The sequence below is a fragment of the Planktothricoides raciborskii GIHE-MW2 genome, from assembly GCF_040564635.1.
Lineage (GTDB): Bacteria > Cyanobacteriota > Cyanobacteriia > Cyanobacteriales > Laspinemataceae > Planktothricoides > Planktothricoides raciborskii.
On the sequence record NZ_CP159837.1, the window covers coordinates 3,193,975 to 3,219,824 of the forward strand.

A 25,850-nucleotide genomic window follows, 5' to 3' on the forward strand; every position below is an offset into this window, starting at 1 on the left:
GAAGCGGGTGTTCCCCTACTTGTAGGGGCGATTCGCGAATCGCCCCTACAGCATTGTATCAAGCACAATTGAAATAACTATAAAAAGCTCCCCTTGGATCCGCCATCGGTTGGGGCGATCGCACCAGCCTGGGAAAGCCAGAATTGTCTAATAACAAAAAAAATGGTTATTGGTTATTCAAACAACTAACAACCAATAACCAACAACCAAGAACAAAAATTAAGAAAATTTCTAGGCATTATGATTAGACTTGCGTTTGGCAGCGGCAAACAGACCACCGACCGCCATCAAACCCAGCATCGTAGAGGGTTCGGGAACTGATTCCACCGGAATTCCTGCATGGTTCCAAGAGTAAATCCCACTGTAGGACTTGCCATCATCTTTGGCTACGAAGCCAGATTTAACCGCATCAAAGCTATAAGCATAGTGAACTTCGCCATTGATAGTCACTTTGGCAATTTCACTCATTTGCAGCGGCCCCATGCTATCAAGTGTCGTCTCTAACAGACTGATATTAGCCAAAAGTGCTTGTGAGGCGGCTTGCCCAACTAACGCTTTGAAGAATGGACTGTTAGCCTGAGTCTTAGCTTGGGCGATAATCGGATCTAATTTTGTATTCAGGTCATACCAACCCGCCATCTTGATATCCACGGCGCCGGTTTCATCCAGGTTAAACTCAGCAATGTTGGGGTCGCCAGAACCCATTGTGGTAAAAGCCCCGATCGCCATATCCTGAACGGTTTTGTTCAACTGTGGCCAAACATTATTCAGCGGTTCATAATTGGCAAATAAATCGCCGAGCCATTGAGATCCGTATGCACTCCAATCAGCAGCGGTCACGCTTTCAACGCTTACGGTATGGGTTCCTGCGGTGGCGGTAAACCCTACATTATCTAAAACATCTTCGCCATCAAACCAAAGTTCAACGTTAGTAGTCAGATCGCCATCCGTCAGGTAGCTGCTGTTAGCATCCACCCAAAGATTGCCATCTTGGTGAGTGTAGCTTTTAATATTTTCTGACCCATGAAATGTAATATCAAGGGCTTGTGCGGGTGTACCGACTACGGCACTCAGACCGGCTGCAAGAGAAGTACCGATGAAAACTTTTTTTGTTAATCCTGCCATGACTTTGATCTCCTGTTGTTTCGAGAGAATTGGGGATATGGGATGGGAAAAAGGGGATGGAATAAAATCAGCTTTGCTGCTTGGTTAAAAGCCTATCTTAAAAGCCTATATTTTGACTATATTCTGTGTTCTTGTAATTTGCCTGTGACAGCTATCACGAAGCAGCCGTGATTATGTGGAAATGGGAAAATTTTATCCTTTCTAAAACACTTAATCTATTCTTGAAATTGCTTGGCTGGTAAAGGTTTCGTCCTTTATTTTTGCCATTATTTCTAGTCATTTCAAGGGGTATTCAATCTGACAGCGTTTTTCTGATTGGTGAACCAAAAATCTTGTTCAGAAACCCGGTTTCTTGTATGGGTTACCCAAAGTGGTCGCCTCGTGGTCGCCCCGGCATGAACCCAGAAACCCGGTTTCTGCTGTGGGAATGGTTCGCCCTTACAAGCCTTATTTCTATTGTACAAAAAAAATCTGCAAGCATTGATGAAGTTCTTGCAGATTTTTTTAAAGTTTTTGTAAAGTTTTTGTAAAGATTGTTGTCCTGAGTCATTTGTCCTGAGTCATTTGACCAACAAATAACAAATAACAAATAACAAATAACAAATAACAATCAACAAATAACAAAAATAATTAATGCAAAAATTGAGAAATTCTCTGAACCGCTGTTTCGAGAATTTCTGGATCGTGGACGAGGGCAAAGCGCACATATCCTTCTCCTTCTTTGCCAAAACCCGTACCCGGAGATACGGCAACGCCAGTGGTTTCGACGAGTTGACGACAAAATCCCAGGGCGTTGTTGCTCCAAGGTTCGGGCAGTTTTGCCCAGACGTACATGGTGGCAAGGGGTTCAGGGACTTGCCAACCGATCCGATTTAAGGCGCCGACAAAGGTATCGCGCCGTTTGCGGTAAATTTCTACGGTTTCGGCGATGCAGTCTTGGGGGCCGGTCATGGCGGCGATCGCCCCATTGAGAATGCCTTTATATTGGTTAAAATCAATCACCGCTTTGACTTGTCGCAGGGCAAGAATCAACTCACGATTTCCCACCGCAAACCCAATCCGAAAACCGCCCATATTATATGGTTTTGACAGGGTAAAAAACTCAATGGAAACGGTTTTATCCGGGTCAGCTTGTAAAATTGATGGGGCGACGCCTCCGGCAAAGACAATATCCGCATAAGGGAAATCGTGAACCAGGACTAAATCATGGTTTTGACAAAATGCCACGGCTTCTTGGAAAAAGGATAAGGGCGCGATCGCACTGGTGGGGTTATGGGGATAACTCAACACCATCATCCGCGCTTGTTCCAGGACAGCTTGGGGAATTTCTGAAAATATGGGCAAAAACCCGTTTTCTGCCCGTAAAGACATGGGATAAATTTGACCGGACGCCAAATAAACTCCCCCCGCATGGGAAGGATAGCCCGGATCCATCAATAAGGCAAACTCCCCTGGATTTAAAATCGCCAAAGGCAAATGGGCAGTCCCCTCTTGAGAACCAATCAGTTGGAGTACCTCGGTTTCTGGATCGATCGCCACTCCATATTTATTGGTGTACCATTGAGCGGCGACTTGCCGAAAATCTTTGGTGCCGTGAAACAACAAATAACGGTGGGTTTCTGGGTCGGGCAGGGATTGGGCGATCGCCGAAATCGCATTTGGGGGTGCAGGCAGATCGGCTGATCCCAAAGATAAATCAATCACATCAAGTCCAGCGGCTTTAGCCTTTGCCTTGGCATTGTCCATATCCGCAAAGACATTAGATCGCAGGGGGTCTAAACGAGTGGCAAACTTCATAAATTTTTCTCTCCCAATCTTTCCTTTCTCTGAAACCCCTAAGAATCCGTCGCACCGCTTTGAAGCTGAGAATCGAGCAATTGAATGATTTTATCCTTGGTAATTGCCCCTTCATGCTCCAGAATTAGCTCACCACTCCGAAACATCCGTAAAGCGGGAACCCCTTCAACCTTATATGCTTTCACGGTTTCTTGATTAGGATCCACTTCCATTTTCACCACTTTGAGGCGATCGCTATACATCTGGGCGATCTTGTCCATCGAAGGTGACACCAAACGACAAGGGCCACACCAAGGTGCCCAAAAATAAGCTAAAACAGGTTGCTCAGACTCCAATACTTCTGTTTTAAATTCCTTATCTGTAATGACTTGAACGCTACCGCTCATTAGACCTTCTCTATAAATTCTTACTTGACTGTTAATAATCTTTCTCGATTGGTTACGAGAACAAGTTCAATTTGTTTTTTGGCGCGATCGTCAGCAGACAGATGGGATCTGCACTTTACTGACTCCACCTTTCTTTAATTTATCATGTTAGGGTTTTCTCCTTAAACCCACGAGCATTTTTTCCGGGAAATGGCCAAAAAAATGATCCCCTGACCCCCAGGCCAGAGGATAATTCATTACAAGCGGTCAGCGATCGGCTATCGGTCATCAACTATCAGCTATCAGCGGTTGAGAGGCGATCGGGCGAAGTCTCTACATCACCAAATGCATCACTAAATGCCGTCAAGTTCAGCCCGTAATTTTTCCAACTCGTCGTCAACGGCTGTTTTTTTGCCAGTGGTTTGACCCGAAGAAGGTAACTGACCTTGAGCCGCAGAACCTCCAGTTAACAATTGTTGCTTCATCGCCGCCAGTTCATCCTCCACGCCGCTACCAGCTTCCAGCAGAGCAAATTGTTGCTCCAGACCGGAACTGCCCAGTTCTGCTGCCGCTTGAGAACGCGCTTCCATTTGTAAGACTTTCTCTTCCATGCGGTCAAAGGCACTCATCGCACTGCTGGTATTCAGCGAACCAATGGTATTTTGCAATTGTTCATTTGCTTTGGCTGCTTGGGCGCGGGCTTTGAGCATATTTTTCTTGGTCTTGGCTTCGGAAATTTTACTTTCCAAACCGATCAAGTTGCGCTTGAGAGTCTCCACCTGGGAGCTTTGCTGGTCTAACTGAGCTTTAATCGTTTCAGCGGTTTCCGTGTTAGTTTTTTTCCGCTGGAGAGCTTGACGAGCCAGTTCTTCATCCCCTTTTTGTAAAGCCAGCATCGCTCTTTGTTGCCAGGTATTAGCCTCGGTTTGCGCTTGTTCGTACTGTTTCTGGCTTCTTTTTTGGGTCGCAATGGCCGTGGCCACTGCTTGACGCAGTTGTACCAGGTCTTCCTGCATATCAACAATCGCTTGCTCCAGAATCTTTTCCGGATCTTCCGCTTTGTTGACTAAATCGTTGATATTCGCTTTAACTACACGCCCTATACGATCGAACAATCCCATGATTCTTTTTTCCTTTCCGCGTTAACAAATATACTTAGTTTACTCGCGTCAGCGATCGGGTTGAATGAAACCAGACTCGCCCACTGCCATAGAGAGCTAGAACCATCGGACTGACGCAAATACTCTTTTTCTATTCTAAGTCCGATGCCAATTGCTTGACAGCAATTTTTATCGCCGCAGGGATATCTATGCGATATCTATCTAGTTTAAGAACTACAGGCGGCAATTGAGCAATTACAGAAAAAATTTTGTCTCAGTGGGGAGTAGCCGCCAGGGATCGGCTGAATCAAACAAGGATCCCGACCAAGAAGCAGTCCAATCATCCCAAAGATCCCAAATTACGCCGATCTTTTTTTCTATCCTCGATCGCTGGAGGGAAAAAATCTGCCCTCCGCAGCAATTCAGCCAAACATGAAGGGGGCGATCGCGTAGTCATGGCCTAAACAAAACAATTGTTGAATTAATCAAGATTAATTTAACAATTCAGGTCGATCCCCCCCTAGGGGATATGATAAACTATTTCACAAGAGTGTAACCCCGGTATAGCGTCTAAGTAATTGAACTTATCCGGGATTTAGCACTCGATCCAGCCACGCAAATGGAGGAAGATTAAGTGGTTGCAACTCCCGAAAAACTCCAAGAAATCCCCCAAGCAATTTCCGGTAAAAATAAAATCGCTGTTTTGCTGATGGGATATGGCGAAGTAGAAAGCTACGAAGATTTCGCCAACTATAATGAACAAGCGCTCAATTTACTGACCGCAAAATTTGCCCCAGTTCCTACCTGGATGTATCCCCCGTTTGCCAAATTATTGGCGATGTTTGATTTTCACGAATGGAATCACCAGCATGGACACTTTATTTCTCCCCATAATGGGATTTTTGAACAACAAAGAGCCGGGATTGAAGCCGAACTGCAAAAACGTTGGGGAAGCGATGTTCAAGTCTTCAAAGCTTTTAACTTTTGTGCGCCTTTCTTGCCCGCACAAGTCATCGCTGAAATCAAAGATCAAGGATTTGATCAGTTATTAATTTATCCTTTGTTAGTGGTGGATTCTATTTTCACCAGTGGCATTGCTATTGAGCAAGTAAATAAAGCATTGGATCGGTTAAATCAAGATCCAGAACCCTGGCTCAAGGGAATGCGTTATATTCCGTCTTTTTACAATCAACCAGCCTATATTGATTTGATGGCCGAGATGGTTGAAACGGAAATTGCCTCGGAACTTGGTGATAAATATTTGCCTTCAGAAATTGGCATTGTGCTGATGAATCATGGTTGTCCCCATGAAGCCAAAGGATTTGTTTCCGGGATTGATGAATCTCAGGCTCTTTATGAATTAGTCCGCAACAAACTGATTAACCGTTATCCCTTAATTTCTGTGGGTTGGTTAAATCATCAAACTCCTTTGATTAAATGGACGCAACCGAATGCGGAATTGGCAGCGCTGAATTTAATTCAGTTAGGGGCTAAGGCGATTGTGTTTATGCCGATTGGATTTGCTACGGAAAATCACGAGACACTTTTAGATGTTCATCATATTATTCATGCGATCGAACGGCGTTTTAGTCAGGTGTCATTTATTCAGATGTCTTGTGTGAATGAACATCCCAGTTTCTTGAAAATGGCGGCAGAATGGGCGAATCCTCAAATAGAAGCGCTGTTATCCGAGTCGGCTTTATCCGAGTCAGCGATTGGACCCATCCATCACCATAGTTCATCTCACAGCCATCATCATTCACATCACCATCACAGTCATTAAAAGGTCTTAATTATTCAGAATTCAGCAGTCTGAAGTATTGCTGCTGAATTCTGAATAATCAGAACTAACGGCGATCGCCTTTAAGCTTAAGGTTCGCGATTTTTTCTCACTTTCAGGTCTTGTAAAGAGTTACCAATACCCTGAATAATTCCCTGAGCAATTAACCCAATTCCTCGACCTAATTGCATCAGCAAATAGCGACCTCCACTGCCGAGAAAGACCATCATGGATTCGACCCGGGGGGCGATCGCATCTCTGGTCTCCAGCAACAAAGTCACGGTTTGTTGTAATCCATTTAATTGGGCTAACTCCTCCCGTCGTGGGGCATAACTGGAAATTTTGCGGATGCCCCGCTCATCTAACACTAATAAAACATATTGACTTTCAAAGATAGACTTGGGTTCTTGCCAATATTTTTGCCAGCGATATCGCCAAGATAAATTATTTCTAAAACGTTCAATTTCTCGCGTAGTCATCCACCGCGAATCATAAAAATCTTGTTTAATTTTTTCCACATCAGCCAACCGATTTAACAGGGGATAAATCACTGCATTCGCCACTTGAATCATTAAATTTTCTAGCAAAAATTCGGCGTGTTGCAATGATTCTGAACTGTCGGCTAAATATTCCACATTTTCTATAGTAAAAGATGTTTGAAATAATAAATAAGAAAATAACTCACTCCCTTGGGGTATTTTATTCAAAATACTGGCTTGAACCTGAGCGGCATCTTGGCTAATCAATGGCACAATATCAACAATTTGTTGATTGCCCATAGACAAGCCCATAGACAGGGAAGAATATTTGCCAAAAAATTCAATAATGGTGGCTTGCCATAAATCACTCAGGAGTATTTCCTGTTTTTCCTGCAATCCATCAGGCTGAATCTGAGAATATTTTAAAGTGCCGATAATTTCCTCAAATTGGCGCAAAATTAGGTAGAAAAGTTGCTGTTTTTTTTCAAGCTTCAGAATATCAATTTCTAGGGGTATATCGGTTAAATTTTCCAACCGAGATTGGAGTTTAGTTAAGATGCGATCGAATAACTGAGATTTCAAGGTGGAGAAATCTAAAGGATAAATTTGGGGCGATCGCTGTAAATCTCCGGATACCGAAAACCTTAAATCTATGCTATTCTGGGTGGAAACTGGTGAAATTTTCACCTCAGAAAAACTGACAGTATTTTCCAGAGTTAATTGCGTTTCAGATCCACTAATAGCAGGCAAAATCTGATTTACCAGCCAACGAGCGACCCTGAGTTCTCGTCGTCGTCCCAAGAGAAAAAAACGATCGAACTGTGATAAGTGGATATTTTTTAGTTGAGCATCTAATTCAACAATGTGGGCATTCATTTGCCGATTCGCCGATAGCCGCAGATTTTGCATCCATAAACGGCGAGGCTTCACAGAAATTGGCGACCCTGTGACCGTGGCCGATAACCGCCGCTGTTTTCCAGAAATTGGGATGTCACCGCCAACCCAATCGCTGATCCCCGCCGTGATTTGCCGAATGGCATTGACCAGAACTGTCGGCTCGGTGCCTTTAGGAAAATATCCTTTAACCCCTAATTCACGAGCCGCATGAATTTCTCTGTCACTGAGCCAGGAATCAATCAATAACAGAGGCAGTTGGGCATATTCACTTTTTAAGGTTTTAATTAGAGCGATCGCGCCTTGGTCTGGTTCCGCCGGAGTGACTCCCTCCACAGCCAAAAGCACCAAGTCTATAGATGGCGCTGCCGAGGGTGCGCTTTTAATTTCCTGACTTTTAATTTCCTGACTTTTAATTTCCTTTAACTCATGCAAAGCTGCGGCAACCGTTGAAACATCTACCAGGACAGAAATCTCGGCAAACTGAGCCAAAAAAGTTCTTAATCCCAGTCGAAAGATGGGGTCATGGTCAATTAGTATTAGCCTGATGGCTTTGCCCTGAAGATCATTGCTCATTGACTATTGTTTAGGGTTCAGGGTTTGTGGGCAAGATGTTGAATGTTGATTGTTTGAAAACAAGACACTCAACATTCAATATACCTTTATTCAATGCCATCAATTGCTGGAGCATCATTATAGGTTGGCTCAGACGCTGCTGGCTCTTGGTAAACCGGCTCCGGTTCTTGGTAAACCGGGGCGGGTTCTTGGTAAACCGGGGCGGGTTCTTGGTAAACCGGGGCGGGTTCTTGGTAAACCGGGGCGGGTTCTTGGTAAACCGGGGCGGGTTCTTGGTAAACCGGGGCGGGTTCTTGGTAAACCGGGGCGGGTTCTTGGTAAACCGGGGCGGGTTCTTGGTAATAAACCGGCTCCGGTTCTTGGTAAACTGGCGCGGGTTCTTGATAACGGGGCGGGGGTGGTTCTTGGTAAACCGGAGCCGGTTGTTGATAGGTGGCTCGTCGCGAGGCTTCTTGTTCCGCTCGAATGGCTTCTAACTGTCCTGACCACTGGGCGATCGCCTCTTGAGCTTGAGGATACAACGCCCGACCATAGCTAATTTGATAGGCAGTATCGATCGCCAAACCCAAACTGCCTTGGGCAGCCAAAGTCTTGGCTTGATCCAGAATCGGTTGATCCTGAGCAATTTCTATCGTGCTTTGCCATTTACTAATTTCTGCTTGCGCTTCTTTATATAATGCTCGATCTGAGGTAATTTTTTTGGCAGTAGTGATAGCTTCTGGCAACTTGTTCGCTTTTGCCAGGGCTAAAGCTTGATCTAAGATCGGTTGATCTTCAATCCGTTGAATTTTTTTCGTCCAATTCGCAATCAAAGTTTGGGCTGAAACCCGCATCTGTCGGCCTTTTTCTACCTGACTCGCCACGGCGATCGCGGCTTGGTAAGCTTCAATCGAGCCGGGGAGGGCGATTTGTTGCGCTTGGGCGACATAAAAGCGATCCTCAAATAGCTGAATTTCTTTGCTCCATTGACCAATTAAGCTTTGACCCTCGATTCGTCTAGGGCGGTCAACAGTAACCATTTGCGCTTGGTCGATCGCCAGTTTTAATATCCAGGGATGATTAAAACTGGCAGTTAAAGTCGCTAATTGTAATTGCAATAAATCTTCAATTTGTTGATTGGCCTTGGTTTGGAAACCTTGAACTTCCTTATGTAAAGGGCTATTCGGTTCAATATTTCCCATCGCGGCGATCGCCTCAGAAAAAGCAAACACTTGCGCCAATCGGTCACTGGCAGAATTCTGTGACTTCATCAGCTTCTGTGCGGCGATCAGGGTAATCAAATCGCGACTTTCGCGATACAAGGCCAAATTATCGCGAGGCACCCAGTTCGCGGCTTTCACTGCACCTTCAATATCATTTTGCTGCCAAAGCTTTTGGGCAATTTGCAGCAAATCTCGACTCCAGGTGACAATATCTTTTTTCGCCGCTTCAGCGGCTGATGTTTGTGGTTGAATTTGTCGAGCCAGGTCAATGCCAAAAGCCAAGTCTGCTACGCTTTTAAATCCAGCGGTGTACCGAGCTTCTTTTAATTTATCCCAAGCCTGTTTTTCTTGAGAAATTTGCTCCTTGAGTTGATTGTAACGAGTGCTGCGCCAGTAAACATTGTCAAGTTCTAATAAATTTCGGGCATAGTTTTCCGCTTGTCTCCAGTCTTGTTTTTTGATGGCATCTTGGGCTTTGTCATATATGGTTTTGCCATCCGCCCAATTGCCTTGCCAGGTAGCGACTTCATTTTGAATCGCTGTATATGCTGGGGAACTGGCGGGAATTTTTTGAATCAATGCTTCCGCTTGATCGAGATCCCCCGCTAAATATTGTTCGCGAGCGAGATCCATAATTTTCATCGACCATTCTCCGACCAATTTGTTGGCCTGAGCTTTTAAGGGGTGGTCATCAGGCCAATCTTGTACCAGGGCGATCGCCGCTACCAAGTCGTCTAAGTTTTTGGACTCAGCACTTCTCTGGGCACAGTAAAGCCGCTGGCGATCGGAAGTCAATTGATCTGTTTGCTCACAATTAATCGGCGGGGGCATAGTCAGCAACCAACGCAGTGCCATCACCCCAGTGGTGCTGCAAGCCACAAGCACCGCCAGCCAGAGACTCGGCCAAGTAAAAATATATTTTGATCCATAACCCAACACTTTGCCGCAACCACGGAGCAGAAGCGCTCCCTTTTCTTTAAGCTGGATCTTTTTCGATGAATCTTTGGGCTGAGACAGAATCTCTTCAACCGAGTTAGGAAGATGTCCATGTTGTGAGTCCACAGATAACACACTGGAGCCATCAGATCCCTGTTTTAAGCTGATCTGGCGTTTATGAAGTAGTAAATACTGGGTAACGGCTGTGCCGCTCCGCCTGGTTTTTGGTCTGCGTAATCGTTGTACTGCCTGTGTATTCGATTGGTCAAATTGTTTTTTCACCATAGCTTATATAGATTCCTACCAGATCAACACCAGTTTTAGCCCTAAATATTTATGAGAGCAAGTATTAAATAATAAGTCTAGACAAGTCTAGCCATTCGTTCCTAGTCAGCGGAATTAGAGGTGCGGCGATAGTGCGTCCGCACCGCCGAAGCGATCGCTCCCTTTTCCAGCATATTTTTTCGGGGGTGCAATCAAGATCCGTTTGGCGATGTTGCATCCGCAACGCCGAAGCTATCGCTCACGGCGATCCAGTTGTCGGTGAATGTTTGGTCTTGACCTAAATTTTCCGCCTGTTAGACCGATCTAGTCAGTCACGGCAATCTGTTCAGAGGTTTCAGCCGACGATAATCGATAACCGTAAAAATCAATTCGGTAATCAGTAATTTGAACGCCAGTTTGCGCTTCTATTTGCTTGATCAGTTCTTCTGGTAATGTTACATAAATATCCAAAAGTTGACCTGTGTTGAGACAATTGATATGACTGTGGGAGTCACTGATGTTCCCATACAGCCGCCCATCGGATCGCTCGATACATTCGATAATCCCTTGACCGGATAAGGCTTCGAGGTTTTGATACACCGAAGTATGACCAATGGCTTTGCCTTCTCGATTGAGGCGATCGTAAATTTCCCGCGCCGAAAGATGTTCTGGAACCTGCCACAGCAGTTCCAAAATAAATCGCCTCTGACGGCTCATCCGCATCCCTAAATCTCGACATTGGTTTAAAGCATCTTCTAAAGAGGAAATTTTTTTCACAGCCACTCCTTTAGTTAGGACCTCACGAAAGTTTAATTTTTTTTATCAGTGATTTTATCGGTGCCACTTTTTGGGACAGCTTTGCGGTTTTGCATGGTTGATTCTATCGAAACAGAATCTTCTGCCGTTGGTGGCAAGTATCCAAAAAATCAACCAAAAAATCAACCCCTGTGCTGCCTAGTTATTTTAACGGATCGATAACTGAATCCAGGGACGAGCTTTGATAGAAGGCACAGGAGGTTAAAAAAAATATTACTAAACCTTATCATATTTTGTCATCTAGTGCTAGAATGACAGCAACGAGTAATTTTTTAGGCCGATGAAATATGTTACGCCCAGAGAAGCATCTGAATCTCTTGGAGTTGCCATTAGTACATTGCGGCGATGGGACAAACAAGGAAAAATCAAGTCCATCCGAACCCCAGGGGGGCAGCGCCGATTTGCAATTGTTGAGTACGAGCAGGACGCGAAACCAACTATTTGCTATGCAAGAGTCTCTAGTTATTCCCAGCGAGATGACTTGTCTAGACAAGTTGAATTTTTGCGCCACGCATATCCGTCATCTGAAATTGTTCAAGAAATTGGCTCCGGACTCAATTTTAAGCGGAAAAAACTTATCGCCATTTTGGAGCGAATCTACCGGGCTGATGTCGGATGCCTTGTCTGCGCTTACCCCGATAGAATCGTCCGATTTGGATTCCCGCTTATTGAGTGGTTATGCGACCAAGCTGGATGCAAACTCGTGGTTCTTAATCAACGTAATCTCTCTCCAGAAAGAGAACTCGTTGAAGATATCCTGTCCATCCTCCATTGCTTTTCTGCAAGGCTATACGGACTGCGAAAATACAAAAAACAAGTTGAAAAAGTGCTTCAAGAAAAAAGCCAGAAACTCAACGACGAAACGGACTCAGAATGCCGTCAAGAGAATCCGAATATATCCCTGTAAAAAACTTCATCAATTGTGGAAAAAATGGTTAGCTGCTTATCGCTGGATTTATAACTGGACGATTGCTTACCTGAGAAATAAACCCAACTTATCAGCGTTCTCATTACAAGCTTTAGCTCGCGAGGAAAATCGTCCTGATTGGGTCAAAGAATTGCCGGGTCACCAGTTACAAGAAGCTGTAGCAGACGCCGTAGATGCTCATAAACAAGCCAAAGCCAATATCGGGAATGCCTCTTTTAAGTCTTGTCGCGCTTTTGATCAAGTGATTAAATTCAAGGTAGGTAATTTCAAGAACGGGACTTGGTATTGTCAGGCAACTAAAGGACTTGAGTTCAAATCAGCCGAAAAAATCCCACAGCAATGCCGTTATGGAACTCAACTTCTTTATCAGAAAGGCTTATGGTTTGGAGTTTTTCCTGAATATCGAGAACCTACGGAAACTTCCCAGACGGGAGTGATTGCTTTAGATCCAGGAGTTCGCAGTTTTTTAACGGGCTATGATGGGTCAACGATTTTAGAGATTGGTAAGAACGACATCGGCAGAATCAATCGACTCTGTACGCATCTTGACAATCTAATGAGTAAAATTGCTAGATCTGACCACAAGCGTCAACGTTATCAAATGCGTAAAGCAGCGACCAGGATTCGTGGCAAAATCCAAAACTTAATTAAGGATTTACATAACAAATCAGCATCTTTTTTGGTAAAAAATTACAAATTAATCTTTTTGCCGACTTTTGAAACCTCCAACATGGTTTCACGCCAAAAAAGAAAGATTCGTTCAAGAACGGCGAGAAATTTGCTGACTTGGAGTCATTATAAATTTGCTGAAAATTTAAAACAGATGGCGGCTAGAAATGGAGTAATTGTAGTTCGCTGCAATGAATCATTCACCTCCAAAACTTGCCCGAAATGTGGTCAAATCCACGAAAAACTGGGAGCCAACAAAAAATTTCAATGTCCTAAGTGTGGATATATAGCACCAAGAGATTGGAATGGCGCTCGCAATATCATGTTACGAGCTTTGCAGGCGACTGCCTTCACCATTGTTGGTGATGTCATACTATTCTCAGAGATGTTCAGTGATGAACAGGTTTGAGAAGGTTAAATGTTGCACTACATACCTAAGAACTTGTAAAATATTCCTGACTTGAGAAATTTGTTCTTCTTCTAGTGGCAATGGCAAATCTAATCACCGTCAATTCTGAGTGCTTCGGTTCTTTAGATATATCTGGGGCTGAAAAAGTGATTAAACCCTGGCAACAAGATGCTATGGCCGCTTGTTCAGCCGAGTTACAGTTTCAAATCGATTATCCCCGGGAACCGACCGATCCTCGCGAACTGTCGGAAATCCCAGAAATTCGGATGTGGTTTATTCGCTTGGATGCCTGCTATCCTTGGTTGCCGGTTTGTCTGGACTGGAAGTCCGGAGAACTGGCTCGATATACGGCGATGCTGGTGCCCCATCAGTTTCATCGGACGGAAGGAATTCAGTACAATCCAGAAGCCTTGGAAATTTTCTTGATGCATAAAATTTTTGCGATCGCCCAATGGTTAAAATCCCAAGGTCTACCGAGCAAATCTAAACTCATGTCGATGGCCAATTTATTGGGTTACGACTTAGATGAGTCCTTGTTTGATTTTCTCGAAACTGACGCCTAAGTCTGCCGAAATTTATTTCGTTGTCTTAGGCTCATCGTAGCATTTTATCGGGGAGATTTTTGCTCGATCTTCAACGGTATCCAGCTTGGCTGTAAATTTCCCGTCAAATTTTAAGTTTCAGTTCTATGATTTTTGCTCAAATTTTTTCTCGTTGCCGTGGTGGGTTCAACTTCATTCCCCTGAGTGAGGACAAACCTCGTCGATTAATTGCCGGTTTTTTGCTGACCCTGTTGATGACTTTCACTTTTCTGGTGTTTAGTCAAATGCCCGAGGCGATCGCCGGGATCAAAGACGATCATTTTGATGGCAATATCTATGCCCTCTATGGCGGTAATGGCTCTTTAGTGCCGCCCAAAATTACTTTAGAACAAGCCCTGCAAAATCAAGACAAAGGCATTCTCCTTGTTTTTTATGTGGATGACAGCCAAGATTCTAAGCAGTATGCCAGTGTCGTCTCGCAATTGCAGTCATTCTATGGTCGCTCCACAGATATTTTGCCGATCATGGTCGATTCTATTCCGGTCAAAGACACTTATCAGCCAACCGAACCGGGCTATTACTATCAAGGAGTGGTGCCCCAAACAATCATTTTAGATCAATCTGGCCAAGTTGTCTTTAATGCCAAAGGACAAGTTCCCTTTATCCAGGTAGATAACGCTTTTCGGAAAATCTATAACCTGCCCCTTCGGTCTGAAGATCAAGACTTGAAGCAACGAACCGTGAATGAATTTAATACAGAATTAGCCTATTAAATTAGCCTACGGGTTGACCTTTATTGACTGATTCTCCGAACATCCTTCGCCGGTGAACGCTAAAAAAATAGGGCTTTCTCTGGGCAATCTATATTAGATCGGGAGGTTGGGCTAAATGTTTACCCGCCTCCCGATCCAGTGAGTTAGATTAATTTTTTTGGCTTCCTTAAATATGTTTAAATGCCAATTTTGGTTGGCCAAAAAACCAGGTTTTGGTGATTAAGCCATATTGTTGGGGCTAAGTATGCCAGTGGATGAAGAGACTATTGTTCATCATTAAGATTTAATGACAGAACACCGATCCATTGTTTGATTTTCATTTAGGTAAACCGGAAGAAAAGGTTAGACTATCGAAAAAAGCTCGGAGTCTTCTATGGAAAAGGTTTACACCACACAAGAACTGATTAAAATCTTAGAATCGGAGCGCCAAGCCTGCCTCAACGGTAAGCGTCGAAATCTGAGTGCGACTATTTCCGATCTCAATCCAGTGATTGACAAAATTATCAAACCCGACGCAGTTCAAAAGTTCACCGCTTATCAAGATTTTCAAGTCACGATCCACCGATATCAGATAGAACATCAGGTATCCGGTCTGGTCTGGCATCATCTGACTATTCACGGCAAGACCCTTAAGTATCCTGTGGTGGATGAACGGCTGATCGCCATTCCCCACGATATGAGGATTCTCAGGGAATTCAAGAGTTCGGCGATCGATTTTTGGCAACAAGTCACCGAGGGGATGGATTTATATCTGATGGTGAATTATGGTAAAGACTATCGAAAAATTCTGCCAACGGAGGTGAAGGCGATCGCCCAGACCACAGAATGGGCTAGTCTTTGCAAATGGGAGAAATCGGATTTTTTGGAAATTATCTTACAACTAGGTTGGGGTCAACCGGCACACGCTGCCGATCGCCGAGGCTGGCCTCATGCTGGCAGTGAGTATATTCATGCCGTGAAACCCAATCGGCGGCCTATTTGTTAAATGGGGAAATTTTTACGGGTGAAATGTTAAATTTTAGTAACACATCCTCTGAAGATGATGGGCTTTGATGTTGAGAAATAGGCATTGTCATTACCCCGATCAGGGTGTACGATTAGTGCAAATTCTTGAGCGATCAAGGATCAACTTGGGGTAAACTGAATGAAAGTAGAAAATTCAATTCTCGGCTGGCTTTTAGGGAACAGGTCTGGAAGGGAAACAGTACAAGAGCCTGGGGAAGAGTCTTTCTCCAAATATAAGTGTATCCTCAAAGCGATTCCGCTTTCCCAGGGAAGCGATCGCGCATCGCACTGATGATGATTTATTTTTCCAGCAGATAAATATCTCGGCATTAAGATGCTGAAAGATGCTGAATCACCAGGATTTTTTCTTGATATCCACAACGAAATCTCCATCATACCTAGATTTGGCGCGGGGCGACTCCTTTAAAGTTCAAGTCACACGGATCTGAATATTCCCAAGTCGGAGGAGAGGAAAGTATTAGATATCTGGGGATCCGAAACTGAGTTTTGATTTTTTCGTTAATCCGCCAACAGCGAATGGTAAAAAACTGATTACCTGCGTGTACACTGGTGGAGAGTCGATCGGGGCTAATAGCAGCACCCCTAAATCCTGGTAAAAAAGCATAAAGTTGCATAAAATCGTTAGTCATCTGTTAAATTGGAAACAATCATAATGAACACTCTGATGGCAAACAAGACAACCATATTTAGAGTTACCAGAACCGATTTCGGGCTAAGGGATGGGCTTTTTTATCAGCACCCATTCGCTCATTAGTGGGAGAGGACGATAGATGCGATTAGTCCAGAAACATCTGATTAACAAAAACCACCCTTATTGGTCTTACTTTGACCAGCAAGCGTTTTTGTCTAAGAATTTATTTAATCTGGCCAATTATCACATTAGGCAGCACTTCTTTAACACAAGGACGGTGTTGTCTTTCACTTCTCTTTATCATCTAGTATCCAAGACGGATGCTTATGGGGCATTACCTAATACCAAAGTTGCCAAGCAAATTATTAGGCGTGTCCATAAAGCATGGATTGGATATAAACAGGCGCATAAAGATTGGCAGCGTCATCCAGAAAAATACCTTGGGGAACCTAAAATCCCGAAGTATAAATACAAGCAGAATGGAAGATATATCGTTGTCTTCCCCGATGAAACTGTCTCTAAACCAGCTTTGAGAAAAGGTGTGGTGAAACTGACCCCATGCCCGATAGAGTTTAATTCTGGATTGCGACAGGTCAATGAAGTTCGAGTCATCCCCAGATCTGGTTGCTATGTGGTGGAAATTGTTTATGAACAAGATCGAGTAGCATCAACCACAGGGGATGCAACTGCTGGGGTAGATATTGGATTAGTCAACCTCGTTACTCTAACAACAAATCAGTCAGGCGTTAAGCCTTTACTGATCAAGGGAGGGGCGTTAAAGGCGATTAATACCTACTACAACAAGCAAAAAGCTAAAATCCAATCTGAATTGGCAACCAAGTACCAGCGTAAATCCAGTAGAAGACTAGAATCTCTCACTTTCAAAAGAAACTGCCGTGTAGACAATTACTTGCACACAGTTAGCCTTTATAGTGATTGATTGGTGTCTTGCTAACGGGATTAACCAGTTAATTATTGGCCACAATGATGGATGGAAGAACGGAATTGAGTTGGTCAAACAGACCAACCAACAATTCGTCAGTATTCCTCACAATAAGCTGATTTCGCAACTCGTCTATAAGGCTCAAATTGTCGGGATAGATGTTGTCATAACTGAAGAAAGTTACACCAGCAAAGCATCTTTTCTCCATGGCGATCCGTTGTCTAAATACGGAGACAAAGCCCCCAAATTTAGCGGAAAGAGAACCAGTCGTGGACTATATAAATCTGACAAAGGGATTCTCAATGCCGACATCAATGGGAGCCTCAATATTATTCGTAAGGTAAAGTCAAATGCTTTTGATGGCTATGACTTAAAGGCATTGCCGTTTATGCCTTTAGTGCTTGACCCACTAAGAACTCACGATTTTCTCCAAGTTGTGTGAACGGTATATCTATATAAGAAACACAGATAAGTTCACCAAAACTATCGGCACATAAGCTCACCGATGAGCGTTTCGTGCATCTAGAAAGGCAATGTCTAAACAACAGCTTGATATACGCGCTCCGATTATTACCACCCTAACTCGCGGGACTGGCATCGGCTGGTTACGGGTGGCAGTTGTCGTCCTCTTGGATAGCTTGATGATCAGTGGTGCCTGGATTTTGGCAGATCAACTGGGAAATACTACCGAAACCTTTAATCTGCTAGGGGGTTCTGACTCACAGCCAGCATTTTTGCTACCCATCTTGGTGATTACTCTAGGAATTTGTGCATCATCAGGAATCTACGGCACTGATGATAAACAGCGTAACTATTTAAACTTGCTCAAATCCCTGACAATGGCTCAGGTTGTCTTATTAATGATCGGTTATCTTTATGAGCCTGAGGCGGTGATTGCCCGATCTACCTTTTTGTTGTCCTGGTTTTTTACCATGACTTTGGTGGTGGTCGAGCGGTTATTTTTGCAATTAGCCATTGTGTCTTTACGTTACAAAGGCTTGATTCGCCAACGCATTGGTTTAGTGGGTACACCAAAAGATATCTATCAGGCACAAAAATTTCTTCAGAAAGCGCACCAGTTTAAAATTTGCGATCGCCAAGAAATTTTTGCCAAACAAAGACAACATGATTGGTCGGCCATGATTCAACGTCTAAACCGAAAAGAAGTGAATGAAGTCTTTATTTGCTCGCAATTATCTGTCACCGATCAAATTTTTCTTTACTGGGAACTGAAATCGGCGGGGATTCATTTGCGAATCCTGCCTGTGGGTCTGGAATTACCGATTCAATGGTCGGAAATCAAAATGGTCAATGGCATCCCGACGATGCGGTTTAGTTCTCCACCGATTATTGGGGGTGATTATTGGCTCAAACGCTGGTTTGACTTGATCGCAGGCAGCATTATTCTGATGTGCCTGAGTCCGATTCTCTTAGCGATCGCTGTTGGCATTAAATTTGACTCACCGGGTCCAATCTTATACAAACAAACCCGGGTCGGACTGAAAGGGCGTCACTTCAAAGTTTGGAAGTTTCGCACAATGGTAGCAAATGCCGAAAAGCTACAGCAACAACTCGAAGCCCAAAACGAAATGCAAGGAGGGGTGATGTTTAAAATGAAAGATGACCCTAGAGTCACCCGCGTGGGTAAATTTTTGCGTCGTTATAGCTTGGATGAACTGCCGCAAATTTTTAATGTTTTGCGGGGAGAAATGAGTTTAGTTGGCCCGCGTCCCTTTCCCCTGCGAGACGTGGAACGCTTTTCTGCCCATCACTTTATTCGCCAAGAAGTTTTGCCCGGAATTACCGGATTGTGGCAAGTGTCTGGACGATCTGATGTGGTGGATTTTGATGATGTATTTCGTCTAGACCTAACTTATATTCAGAATTGGTCGATCGCCTTAGATTTTCGGATTCTGTTTCAGACCATTAAAGTAGTCGTTGCCAAAGAAGGAGCCTATTAATCAGACCGCGTAGGGGTTAAGCATTCGCGAATTAACTCTTGGTACTACAATTAACATTGCCCGAATGCTTAACCCCTACGCGGATCTGTCAGGCGATCCTCTCACCGTGGCAGTTCCGCCCCGGCATACAACACCGATCGCCGAAAAATTGTTACGATTTATCATAATGACAAGTTTTTTGTTGTAGGCCAATCTTTGGGGAGAGTTATGACCTCTTTTACGACCACAAAAGCGGATATGAATGAACTACGGCGGTTAAAAGGCTTATTACCGCCCGAATTGCAAAGCTGGGTCATGGTGGAAAAAAGTGTAGAAGTTAATCCACCCCTGATCCGCACCGAAGAAATTGGCAGCGACCAGGTAGAAATCCAAGTGGATCTGGTGCGCTGGGAAAATTTAGCGATGGATCAGCGTAATTTGTTGCTCTGGCATGAAGTGGCGCGGATTCAAAACGATACGATTCCTAGAGAAGGCTGGGAAATGGCCGCCCTGGCAATTGGTTTGGGCGGGGCTGTTGGTGAACTTTGGGTTCAAGATGGTTTGTTGCTCTTGTTGGCTTTGGCATTATGTGGAGTTTCTGGCTATCGTCTATATCAGAAAAATAACGGTGAGAAGACTTTAAAAGAAGCCATTGAAGCCGACGAACGGGCGATCGCCATTGCTACTCGCTTTGGCTATTCTCTGCCCAATGCTTACAAGAGTCTGGGCAGTGCGCTGAAAACTTTAATCGAACAAACCCCGAAAAAACGACTCCGGGCTAAATATGAAGCCCGCTTACAAGCCCTCAAACGCAGTGCGGCTAAAGCTAAAGCCAAGTCCAAATCGACTCAGGATAGTTCCAGAGCCGATTATCTCTATGATCGCCCAGCCCCGGAAACTGAAACCTCTCGCTACGATAAACTTTATTAAAAAGGTTATTTGTTATTTGCTATTTGTTGTTTATCCTAATAACAAATAACAAATAACAAATAACAAAACTATCTAGAAGATTGCTTTTCTTCTAATCGTTTGAGGGTAAATCTTAAAGTTGCGTACAATACTAGGGTTTCTCCCAACAGTTCCCCCAGTTCTTCAATGGCTACGCGAAATTTTTCGAGCAACAAGGGTAAGACAGGATGGCTTTGTAATCCAGGGGAATTCGCTAATAAAGGTGACAATACATAACTTTTAAATAGTTCTCCACCAAACCCAGCCAAGGCAAAAATAATGATGCCAGTCAGTCCGATTAAGGTTTCGCGGCGATAGGATTGCCAAAAGGCTTTAAAGTCTCGATAAAATAAGACCGGAAGTAGACAAATTAATGAGGCATAGATGGCAATCCAATATTTAGTTCCTACAATCGGCAATAGGTTATGAAAACCAAGATGGAGTTTGAAGATTTCATCTAATCCGGCATAAAAGAGTAAGCCGGTTAAGAAGAAGGAAAATTGCCGAGAAGGATAGGGAAAATTGGGTTGATAGGTGATGGCTAACCCCAGGGCGATCGCGCCAATGACCAAAATTTGTATGGCTTGTAACCAAGAAGGAATATTTCTCGCTCCATCCATATTTACACTCATCGGGGATGCCCCGGTGAAGAAAATATAGCTCAAATAAATGATCGCGATCGCCAGTTCCAATAAAATTAATCCCACAATCAAATAATTGAGTCCCTGTCGCCACGGTTTTACATTGAAGTTCATGGATGAAAATACTGATAAATTTCCTGGGCTAAAACTGGGCCAATTCCTGGCACCTCAGCCAATTGTTCGGGAGTGGCTATTCTAATATAATCAACGGAACGAAAATAAGCCAGGAGTTGTTTTTGCCGATGATGTCCCAGTCCGGGAATTTCATCCAGACGCGATCGCCGCATTCGGTTTGTGCGCTTTTGCCGGTGAAAACTAACGGCAAATCGGTGGGCTTCATCCCGGACTCGACGTAATAATTGAACTCCCGGTTGTTCCGAGTCGGTTTTCAGGGGTAAAGATTCTCCGGGTAAAAAAATTTCTTCGCGTTTTTTGGCTAAACTGACCACTCGTAAATCTGCCATTAATCCCAAATCACTTAATACTTTGACCACCGCCGATAACTGACCTTTGCCTCCATCAATCATCACTAAATCTGGCAGGTCTTCCGGGATAGAGTGGGCGGAATTTTTTCCCGCTTTCCCGTCACGAAATCGCCGCTGAATCACTTCGGCCATACTAGCAAAATCATCGGCATGACCGGCATGGACTGCGGGATTCTTGATCTGATAATGGCGATAATGTTGTTTCGCTGGTAAACCGTCAATAAATACCACGCGAGATGCCACCGCATCAGACCCTTGAATATGGGAAATATCATAGCCTTCGATCCGATGAGGTAGGTCGGCAAGGTCGAGAATTTCCGCTAAGTCTTGCAGGGCTTGCATATTGCGATCGCTCACTTTTTGCATCCGGCTGAGTTCATGGTAAGCGTTACGTTCTACCATTTCAATTAATTCCGCTTTACTTTGTCTTTGGGGCGTTAAAATTGACACTTTTCGCCCTTTGCGATCGCTTAACCAGCTTGCCAAAAAATCCTCATCTTTTAATTCATATTGTACCAAAATTTCGCTGGGAATTTCGACCGCATCCACCTGTTGATAATGTTCTTCTAAAATCCGCTGTAACACATCCCCAAATTCTCTACTTTCATCACTTTGCCCCCCCTTTTGAACGCCATCGGGTTGGGGGGGTTCCACCGGAGACAATCTCACCACAAATCCTAACCTACCCACTAACTGACCTGCCCGAATTTGAAATAACTGAATACAAGTATTTTGACCATCGGTAGCGAGGGCAACCGCATCTCGCGAAATCCTATCATCAGGCAAAGCAACTTTTTGCTGAATTCCTAACCCTTTTAAACTGGCAATTTGATCGCGAATTATAGCCGCTTGTTCAAAATTGAGTGACTCAGCCGCTTGTTCCATATAGCTGGTTAAAGTTTCGAGCAGTTCGGCGGTGCGACCTTGAAACACCATCGCGACTTTTTGCACGGTTTTATGATAATCTTCTGGGTTAATTAAGCCTTGACAAACCCCTGGACAACGCCCAATGTCATAATTTAAACAAGGACGGTCTTTAAATAAGGGTTGGGGACGCTGACGTAGGGGAAAAATGCGTTTCACCAGCTTCAAGGTATTCCGCAGTTGCTGGGAATCTACATAAGGCCCATAGTAACGGTCTTGGGGGTTGCTTTTCTGTCGTTTTCGGGTAATAAAAACTCTGGGGTAAGGTTCCGACCAAGTAATACAGAGGAACGGATATTTTTTGTCATCTTTGAGCAGTACATTAAAATAAGGTTGGTGTTGTTTAATTAAGTTCGCTTCTAAGGCTAAAGCTTCCGCTTCTGTGTCGGTGACAATGAATTCAATGTCGTAAACTTGCGTCACCATTAAAGCAATGCGGTGGCTGTGAGTTTGCCCATCCCGGAAATAAGACTGAACTCGCGATCGCAGATTTTTTGACTTACCAATATACAGAATATTATCAGCCGCATCCCGCATTAAATAAACCCCTGGTTCATTAGGAATTTCTTGGAGGCGGCGACTTTTACGGTCTGGATCTTTGATTAATGGGATATTGGTTAATGAAATATTGGAGTTGAAAGGGATCATTACCTGAACTACCGATGCTTAAAGAGATGCTAATTAAATAGGAAAGAGGAGATTTGAACCACAGAGGCACAGAGGGACACAGAGGAAAGATGTGCATAGTATGCCTTTTCTCTATTCTCTATTCTATCTCCTCTCTTCCCCCGCTTCCCCGGCTTCCCCCCTCTCCTACGAACCTCTTTCCTCTTTCAGATATGTTCGCGATCGCCCTCAATGGCCAAAATATCCGGATCCCGGATATTTTCATTTGTATGAAGAAATCGCCGAATATATTCGGCATCAAGCATTGGCAGCGGATTGGATATGTTCGCGATCGCGATCGCGTTGCGTAGCCATCTCGCCAACCCGCCATCGGTTGAGGATGCGGTTTTTTGGCTCGACCGAAATAAGTCCACCAAGGGCTGTAACCCTCACCCCTGCCTAAAAATGTCATACTAGAAAAATCTCAGCTAAATATGGTACACAACAAGACCCGATTGACACCAGACTTGGGAATCAGAATTTCCCGGAAAACAGTCTGGAATCTGACAACTTAATCGATTCCACAGTCCTGGGTATGATTGATCCAGAAAAAAAATTACTTTTTCCTCCCATCAGCACTATTGTGTTCTCCAAGTTTTTGCGGCAGATGTTGGCCAAAAAATTGCCAGACTTAACCGGGTTCGCAGTCGTGGCGATCGCGACCTTATTCACCAGTGGCGTAGTGCTGGGGGTACGGCATTTTCATGGTCTAGAACCTTTGGAACTGGCCATTTTTGATCAAATGATCCGCTTACGTCCAGAGGAAGCACCGGATCCCAGAATTGTGATTGTCGGAATTACCGAAAAAGATATCCAGCAACTGCAAAAATGGCCGGTTTCCGATCGGGTGATGGCTAAACTCTTCGCGAAAATACAATCTCATCAGCCCAAATTGATCGGGTTAGATATTTATCGGGATTTGCCCCAAGAACCGGGATATGAGGAATTCAAAGCGCAACTCCAGGCACCGAATGTGATTGGCATTCGCAATGATGCGGAGGGGGTCAATCCTCCACCGGCTTTACCATCGGAACGCATCGGATTTAATGATTTAGTCGTAGATGCCGATAACACCATCCGCCGGAATTTGATGTCATTTTCCTCCGACGAAGGCAACCAGACTTCTTTTTCTCTGAAACTAGCCTTGAATTATCTCGAAGCCCAGGGACTTTCTCCAGAACCGGGGGAAAAACCCTATCAACTCATATGGGGCAAAGCGGTGTTTGAGCGCCTGGAAAAGAATTCCGGTGGCTATACCAATGCCGATGATGGCGGTTATCAAATCCTGCTCAACTATCGCACGGCCAATCAAGTTGCCCCCAGCGTCAGCTTACACGAAGTCTTAAATGACTCCGTTGATCCGCAATTATTTAAAGACAAAATCGTCATCGTGGGCACCACCGCCTCGTCTTTAAAAGACTCTTTTTTAACTCCCTATAGTCCCGCAGAAGATCAAAATCCCACCATGCCTGGGGTGATGATTCATACCCAAATGCTGAGTCAAATTCTCAGTGCCGTTTTAGACGATCGCCCCTTATTTTGGTTTTGGCTAGAATGGGCAGAATTGATTTGGATTGTCACCTGGACAGGGATGGGGGCTACCGGGGCTTGGATCTTTCGCCATCCCTTAGCCTTAGCCATCAGTGGCACGGTGATGGTAGGGGGTTTGCTTGGCAGCAGTTGGATTTTATTTCTCCATGCCGCATGGGTGCCAGTCGGTGCGCCCCTGATCGGCTATTTGATGGCCAGTGGCGCCACGGTCGCTTATCGCGGCTATGAGTCGGGACAACAAAAACAAGTTGTGATGAAGTTACTAGGACAAAGCACTTCCCCGGCAGTGGCAGAGGCACTCTGGAACAGTCGGGATACTTTGCTTAAAGACGGCAAACTCCCCGGTCAAAAGGTGGTGGCTACGATGTTGTTTACGGATCTGAAAAACTTTAGTACCATCTCCGAACAAATGACCCCAGAGACTTTGTTTGACTGGTTAAATGAATATCTCAGCGCTATGACCGAGACGGTACAAGTCCATCATGGCATTATCAATAAGTTTACTGGGGATGGGATTATGGCGGCCTTTGGGGTGCCAATGGTGAGCGATCGCCTGGAACAAATCGGTGAAGATGCCCGCAATGCCGTGGCTTGTGCTTTGGCAATGGGCGATCGCCTCAAACAACTCAATCCCCAGTGGAAAAAACGGGGTTTACCTGTGGTGCAAATGCGCGTGGGTATTTTCACCGGCCCAATTGTCGCCGGGAGTCTAGGGGGCAAACAGCGATTAGAATATGGCATCATTGGCGACAGCGTGAATATCGCCTCGCGACTAGAAAGTTGTGAAAAAGACCGCCAAGTCAGTATTTGCCGGGTTTTGATTGCTCAAGAAACCCTTGACTATCTCCCAGACAAGGAAGAATTTACCATTGAATCTTGGGGACCATTAGCCCTTAAAGGCAAACAACAAACCGTAAATGTTTACCGGGTGACTGCTTATCGTCAACACACCGTCGCCCCAGCCTCCATAAAATCTTAGAAATTTAAGCTGATTTTTAAAGATATGGTAAATTCTTGGACCTTATATTATATTGTTGAGCGATCGGTTTTATACTAATCAATAATGCCCATCCATTCCTGGGATTTTTTTTCCTGAATTTCGGCGAATTATTCTTTACTCGTAAAGTAATATTTGATCCAGATTTCCGGCTATCTAAGATTAAATTAATTTGGGGGAATGCTGGGCAATTTCCCACAAACATCCGCGAGGACATGGGTCAATCCTGCTGATGTTCAATAAATTAGAATGTCTTATAAGGGGTCACACCCAAGATTCTACAAGCCTGACCTCAAAAGAAAGCCGTTAGAAGGACTGAAGCGTTGATATTAAAAAAAAACGCGATCGCCTCCATAAATGGCCAAAAAATATTGATTAATCTATATTTTTTTTCAGGAATCTCACGGGGCTTTTAGCATATTTTGTTTAGTATATTTTGTTTC

At 44.2% G+C, this 25,850-nt stretch carries 23 protein-coding genes; 12 read left to right on the top strand and 11 right to left on the bottom strand.

Annotation, left to right across the window (positions count from 1 at the left end):
* Nucleotides 1-231: 231 nt before the first annotated feature.
* The 4 genes from ABWT76_RS13490 to ABWT76_RS13505 all read right to left on the bottom strand — a co-directional run bounded on the left by ABWT76_RS13490 (nucleotide 232) and on the right by ABWT76_RS13505 (nucleotide 4,408).
* Nucleotides 232-1,125, bottom strand: a complete 894-nt coding sequence (locus ABWT76_RS13490) for an NF038130 family PEP-CTERM protein (protein ID WP_190879112.1) — start codon at nucleotides 1,123-1,125, stop codon at nucleotides 232-234.
* Between the two features lie 630 nt (nucleotides 1,126-1,755).
* The gene (locus ABWT76_RS13495) at nucleotides 1,756-2,922 is read right to left on the bottom strand and encodes an LL-diaminopimelate aminotransferase (RefSeq protein WP_354636262.1); all 1,167 of its coding nucleotides are present in this window, start codon (nucleotides 2,920-2,922) and stop codon (nucleotides 1,756-1,758) included.
* Between the two features lie 38 nt (nucleotides 2,923-2,960).
* Nucleotides 2,961-3,308, bottom strand: a complete 348-nt coding sequence (locus ABWT76_RS13500) for a co-chaperone YbbN (protein WP_054469083.1) — start codon at nucleotides 3,306-3,308, stop codon at nucleotides 2,961-2,963.
* A 332-nt stretch (nucleotides 3,309-3,640) separates the two neighbouring features.
* Nucleotides 3,641-4,408, bottom strand: coding sequence for a PspA/IM30 family protein (locus tag ABWT76_RS13505; protein WP_054469084.1), 768 nt, complete (start codon nucleotides 4,406-4,408; stop codon nucleotides 3,641-3,643).
* 248 nt (nucleotides 4,409-4,656) lie between these two features.
* Between ABWT76_RS13505 and ABWT76_RS13510 the strand changes: the two genes are divergently transcribed.
* A complete protein-coding gene (locus ABWT76_RS13510; RefSeq protein WP_054469085.1) occupies nucleotides 4,657-4,851 on the top strand; it encodes a hypothetical protein in 195 nt (64 codons plus the stop codon).
* 170 nt (nucleotides 4,852-5,021) lie between these two features.
* A complete protein-coding gene (locus ABWT76_RS13515) occupies nucleotides 5,022-6,170 on the top strand; it encodes a ferrochelatase (RefSeq protein WP_054469086.1) in 1,149 nt (382 codons plus the stop codon).
* 86 nt (nucleotides 6,171-6,256) lie between these two features.
* Here the strand turns inward: ABWT76_RS13515 and ABWT76_RS13520 are convergent, their stop codons facing one another.
* From ABWT76_RS13520 to ABWT76_RS13530, 3 genes are all read right to left on the bottom strand, one after another.
* The gene (locus ABWT76_RS13520) at nucleotides 6,257-8,116 is read right to left on the bottom strand and encodes a DUF3685 domain-containing protein (protein WP_054469087.1); all 1,860 of its coding nucleotides are present in this window, start codon (nucleotides 8,114-8,116) and stop codon (nucleotides 6,257-6,259) included.
* 86 nt (nucleotides 8,117-8,202) lie between these two features.
* Entirely contained in the window at nucleotides 8,203-10,380 is a 2,178-nt protein-coding gene (locus ABWT76_RS13525; protein WP_354636263.1) for a hypothetical protein, read from the bottom strand.
* A gap of 462 nt (nucleotides 10,381-10,842) precedes the next feature.
* Nucleotides 10,843-11,295: a Fur family transcriptional regulator gene (locus tag ABWT76_RS13530; protein ID WP_054469094.1), complete on the bottom strand. Its 453-nt coding sequence runs from the start codon at nucleotides 11,293-11,295 to the stop codon at nucleotides 10,843-10,845.
* Between the two features lie 319 nt (nucleotides 11,296-11,614).
* Here ABWT76_RS13530 and ABWT76_RS13535 point away from each other — a divergent pair, with 319 nt between their 5' ends.
* The 5 genes from ABWT76_RS13535 (at nucleotide 11,615) to ABWT76_RS13555 (ending at nucleotide 15,640) form a co-directional block, all read left to right on the top strand.
* Nucleotides 11,615-12,241: an IS607 family transposase gene (locus tag ABWT76_RS13535; RefSeq protein ID WP_054470490.1), complete on the top strand. Its 627-nt coding sequence runs from the start codon at nucleotides 11,615-11,617 to the stop codon at nucleotides 12,239-12,241.
* Between the two features lie 13 nt (nucleotides 12,242-12,254).
* A complete protein-coding gene (locus tag ABWT76_RS13540; RefSeq protein WP_354636264.1) occupies nucleotides 12,255-13,340 on the top strand; it encodes a transposase in 1,086 nt (361 codons plus the stop codon).
* Nucleotides 13,341-13,420: 80 nt separating this feature from the next.
* The gene (locus tag ABWT76_RS13545) at nucleotides 13,421-13,903 is read left to right on the top strand and encodes a CRR6 family NdhI maturation factor (RefSeq protein ID WP_190880768.1); all 483 of its coding nucleotides are present in this window, start codon (nucleotides 13,421-13,423) and stop codon (nucleotides 13,901-13,903) included.
* Nucleotides 13,904-14,028: 125 nt separating this feature from the next.
* A complete protein-coding gene (locus ABWT76_RS13550; protein ID WP_190880770.1) occupies nucleotides 14,029-14,655 on the top strand; it encodes a thylakoid membrane photosystem I accumulation factor in 627 nt (208 codons plus the stop codon).
* 373 nt (nucleotides 14,656-15,028) lie between these two features.
* The gene (locus tag ABWT76_RS13555; protein WP_054469471.1) at nucleotides 15,029-15,640 is read left to right on the top strand and encodes a hypothetical protein; all 612 of its coding nucleotides are present in this window, start codon (nucleotides 15,029-15,031) and stop codon (nucleotides 15,638-15,640) included.
* 418 nt (nucleotides 15,641-16,058) lie between these two features.
* On the opposite strand, the gene ABWT76_RS13560 is transcribed toward ABWT76_RS13555, so the two are convergent.
* Nucleotides 16,059-16,310, bottom strand: a complete 252-nt coding sequence (locus ABWT76_RS13560; RefSeq protein WP_054469472.1) for a hypothetical protein — start codon at nucleotides 16,308-16,310, stop codon at nucleotides 16,059-16,061.
* 141 nt (nucleotides 16,311-16,451) lie between these two features.
* Between ABWT76_RS13560 and ABWT76_RS13565 the strand changes: the two genes are divergently transcribed.
* The 4 genes from ABWT76_RS13565 to ABWT76_RS13580 all read left to right on the top strand — a co-directional run bounded on the left by ABWT76_RS13565 (nucleotide 16,452) and on the right by ABWT76_RS13580 (nucleotide 20,125).
* Nucleotides 16,452-17,252, top strand: a complete 801-nt coding sequence (locus ABWT76_RS13565; protein WP_197285394.1) for a transposase — start codon at nucleotides 16,452-16,454, stop codon at nucleotides 17,250-17,252.
* Nucleotides 17,245-17,697: an IS200/IS605 family accessory protein TnpB-related protein gene (locus tag ABWT76_RS13570; protein ID WP_199317505.1), complete on the top strand. Its 453-nt coding sequence runs from the start codon at nucleotides 17,245-17,247 to the stop codon at nucleotides 17,695-17,697. The genes ABWT76_RS13565 and ABWT76_RS13570 overlap by 8 nt, the downstream gene beginning before the upstream one ends.
* 91 nt (nucleotides 17,698-17,788) lie before the next feature.
* Nucleotides 17,789-19,216 carry a sugar transferase gene (locus tag ABWT76_RS13575; RefSeq protein ID WP_354636265.1) on the top strand — a complete coding sequence of 476 codons (1,428 nt, stop codon included), beginning with the start codon at nucleotides 17,789-17,791 and terminating at the stop codon, nucleotides 19,214-19,216.
* 237 nt (nucleotides 19,217-19,453) lie between these two features.
* On the top strand, nucleotides 19,454-20,125 hold the full coding sequence (locus tag ABWT76_RS13580; RefSeq protein WP_156332019.1) for a DUF3318 domain-containing protein: 672 nt from the start codon (nucleotides 19,454-19,456) through the stop codon (nucleotides 20,123-20,125).
* 68 nt (nucleotides 20,126-20,193) lie between these two features.
* On the opposite strand, the gene ABWT76_RS13585 is transcribed toward ABWT76_RS13580, so the two are convergent.
* The 3 genes from ABWT76_RS13585 to ABWT76_RS13595 all read right to left on the bottom strand — a co-directional run bounded on the left by ABWT76_RS13585 (nucleotide 20,194) and on the right by ABWT76_RS13595 (nucleotide 23,236).
* Nucleotides 20,194-20,898, bottom strand: coding sequence for a hypothetical protein (locus ABWT76_RS13585; protein ID WP_354636266.1), 705 nt, complete (start codon nucleotides 20,896-20,898; stop codon nucleotides 20,194-20,196).
* On the bottom strand, nucleotides 20,895-22,841 hold the full coding sequence (gene uvrC / locus ABWT76_RS13590) for an excinuclease ABC subunit UvrC (RefSeq protein ID WP_354636267.1): 1,947 nt from the start codon (nucleotides 22,839-22,841) through the stop codon (nucleotides 20,895-20,897). The genes ABWT76_RS13585 and uvrC overlap by 4 nt, the downstream gene beginning before the upstream one ends.
* Before the next feature lie 185 nt (nucleotides 22,842-23,026).
* A complete protein-coding gene (locus ABWT76_RS13595; protein WP_156332015.1) occupies nucleotides 23,027-23,236 on the bottom strand; it encodes a hypothetical protein in 210 nt (69 codons plus the stop codon).
* A gap of 158 nt (nucleotides 23,237-23,394) precedes the next feature.
* Here ABWT76_RS13595 and ABWT76_RS13600 point away from each other — a divergent pair, with 158 nt between their 5' ends.
* Nucleotides 23,395-25,389 carry an adenylate/guanylate cyclase domain-containing protein gene (locus tag ABWT76_RS13600; protein ID WP_354636268.1) on the top strand — a complete coding sequence of 665 codons (1,995 nt, stop codon included), beginning with the start codon at nucleotides 23,395-23,397 and terminating at the stop codon, nucleotides 25,387-25,389.
* The last annotated feature ends 461 nt before the right edge of the window (nucleotides 25,390-25,850 follow it).

Coding starts and splice junctions, on each gene's coding strand:
- ABWT76_RS13575 (WP_354636265.1), top strand. CDS start 17,789: ATGTCTAAACAACAGCTTGATATACGCGCTCCGATTATTACCACCCTA.
- ABWT76_RS13580 (WP_156332019.1), top strand. CDS start 19,454: ATGAATGAACTACGGCGGTTAAAAGGCTTATTACCGCCCGAATTGCAA.
- ABWT76_RS13585 (WP_354636266.1), bottom strand. CDS start 20,898: ATGAACTTCAATGTAAAACCGTGGCGACAGGGACTCAATTATTTGATT.
- ABWT76_RS13550 (WP_190880770.1), top strand. CDS start 14,029: ATGATTTTTGCTCAAATTTTTTCTCGTTGCCGTGGTGGGTTCAACTTC.
- ABWT76_RS13560 (WP_054469472.1), bottom strand. CDS start 16,310: ATGACTAACGATTTTATGCAACTTTATGCTTTTTTACCAGGATTTAGG.
- ABWT76_RS13505 (WP_054469084.1), bottom strand. CDS start 4,408: ATGGGATTGTTCGATCGTATAGGGCGTGTAGTTAAAGCGAATATCAAC.
- ABWT76_RS13500 (WP_054469083.1), bottom strand. CDS start 3,308: ATGAGCGGTAGCGTTCAAGTCATTACAGATAAGGAATTTAAAACAGAA.
- uvrC (WP_354636267.1), bottom strand. CDS start 22,841: ATGATCCCTTTCAACTCCAATATTTCATTAACCAATATCCCATTAATC.
- ABWT76_RS13495 (WP_354636262.1), bottom strand. CDS start 2,922: ATGAAGTTTGCCACTCGTTTAGACCCCCTGCGATCTAATGTCTTTGCG.
- ABWT76_RS13490 (WP_190879112.1), bottom strand. CDS start 1,125: ATGGCAGGATTAACAAAAAAAGTTTTCATCGGTACTTCTCTTGCAGCC.
- ABWT76_RS13600 (WP_354636268.1), top strand. CDS start 23,395: ATGATTGATCCAGAAAAAAAATTACTTTTTCCTCCCATCAGCACTATT.
- ABWT76_RS13535 (WP_054470490.1), top strand. CDS start 11,615: ATGAAATATGTTACGCCCAGAGAAGCATCTGAATCTCTTGGAGTTGCC.
- ABWT76_RS13555 (WP_054469471.1), top strand. CDS start 15,029: ATGGAAAAGGTTTACACCACACAAGAACTGATTAAAATCTTAGAATCG.
- ABWT76_RS13520 (WP_054469087.1), bottom strand. CDS start 8,116: ATGAGCAATGATCTTCAGGGCAAAGCCATCAGGCTAATACTAATTGAC.
- ABWT76_RS13565 (WP_197285394.1), top strand. CDS start 16,452: ATGCGATTAGTCCAGAAACATCTGATTAACAAAAACCACCCTTATTGG.
- ABWT76_RS13545 (WP_190880768.1), top strand. CDS start 13,421: ATGGCAAATCTAATCACCGTCAATTCTGAGTGCTTCGGTTCTTTAGAT.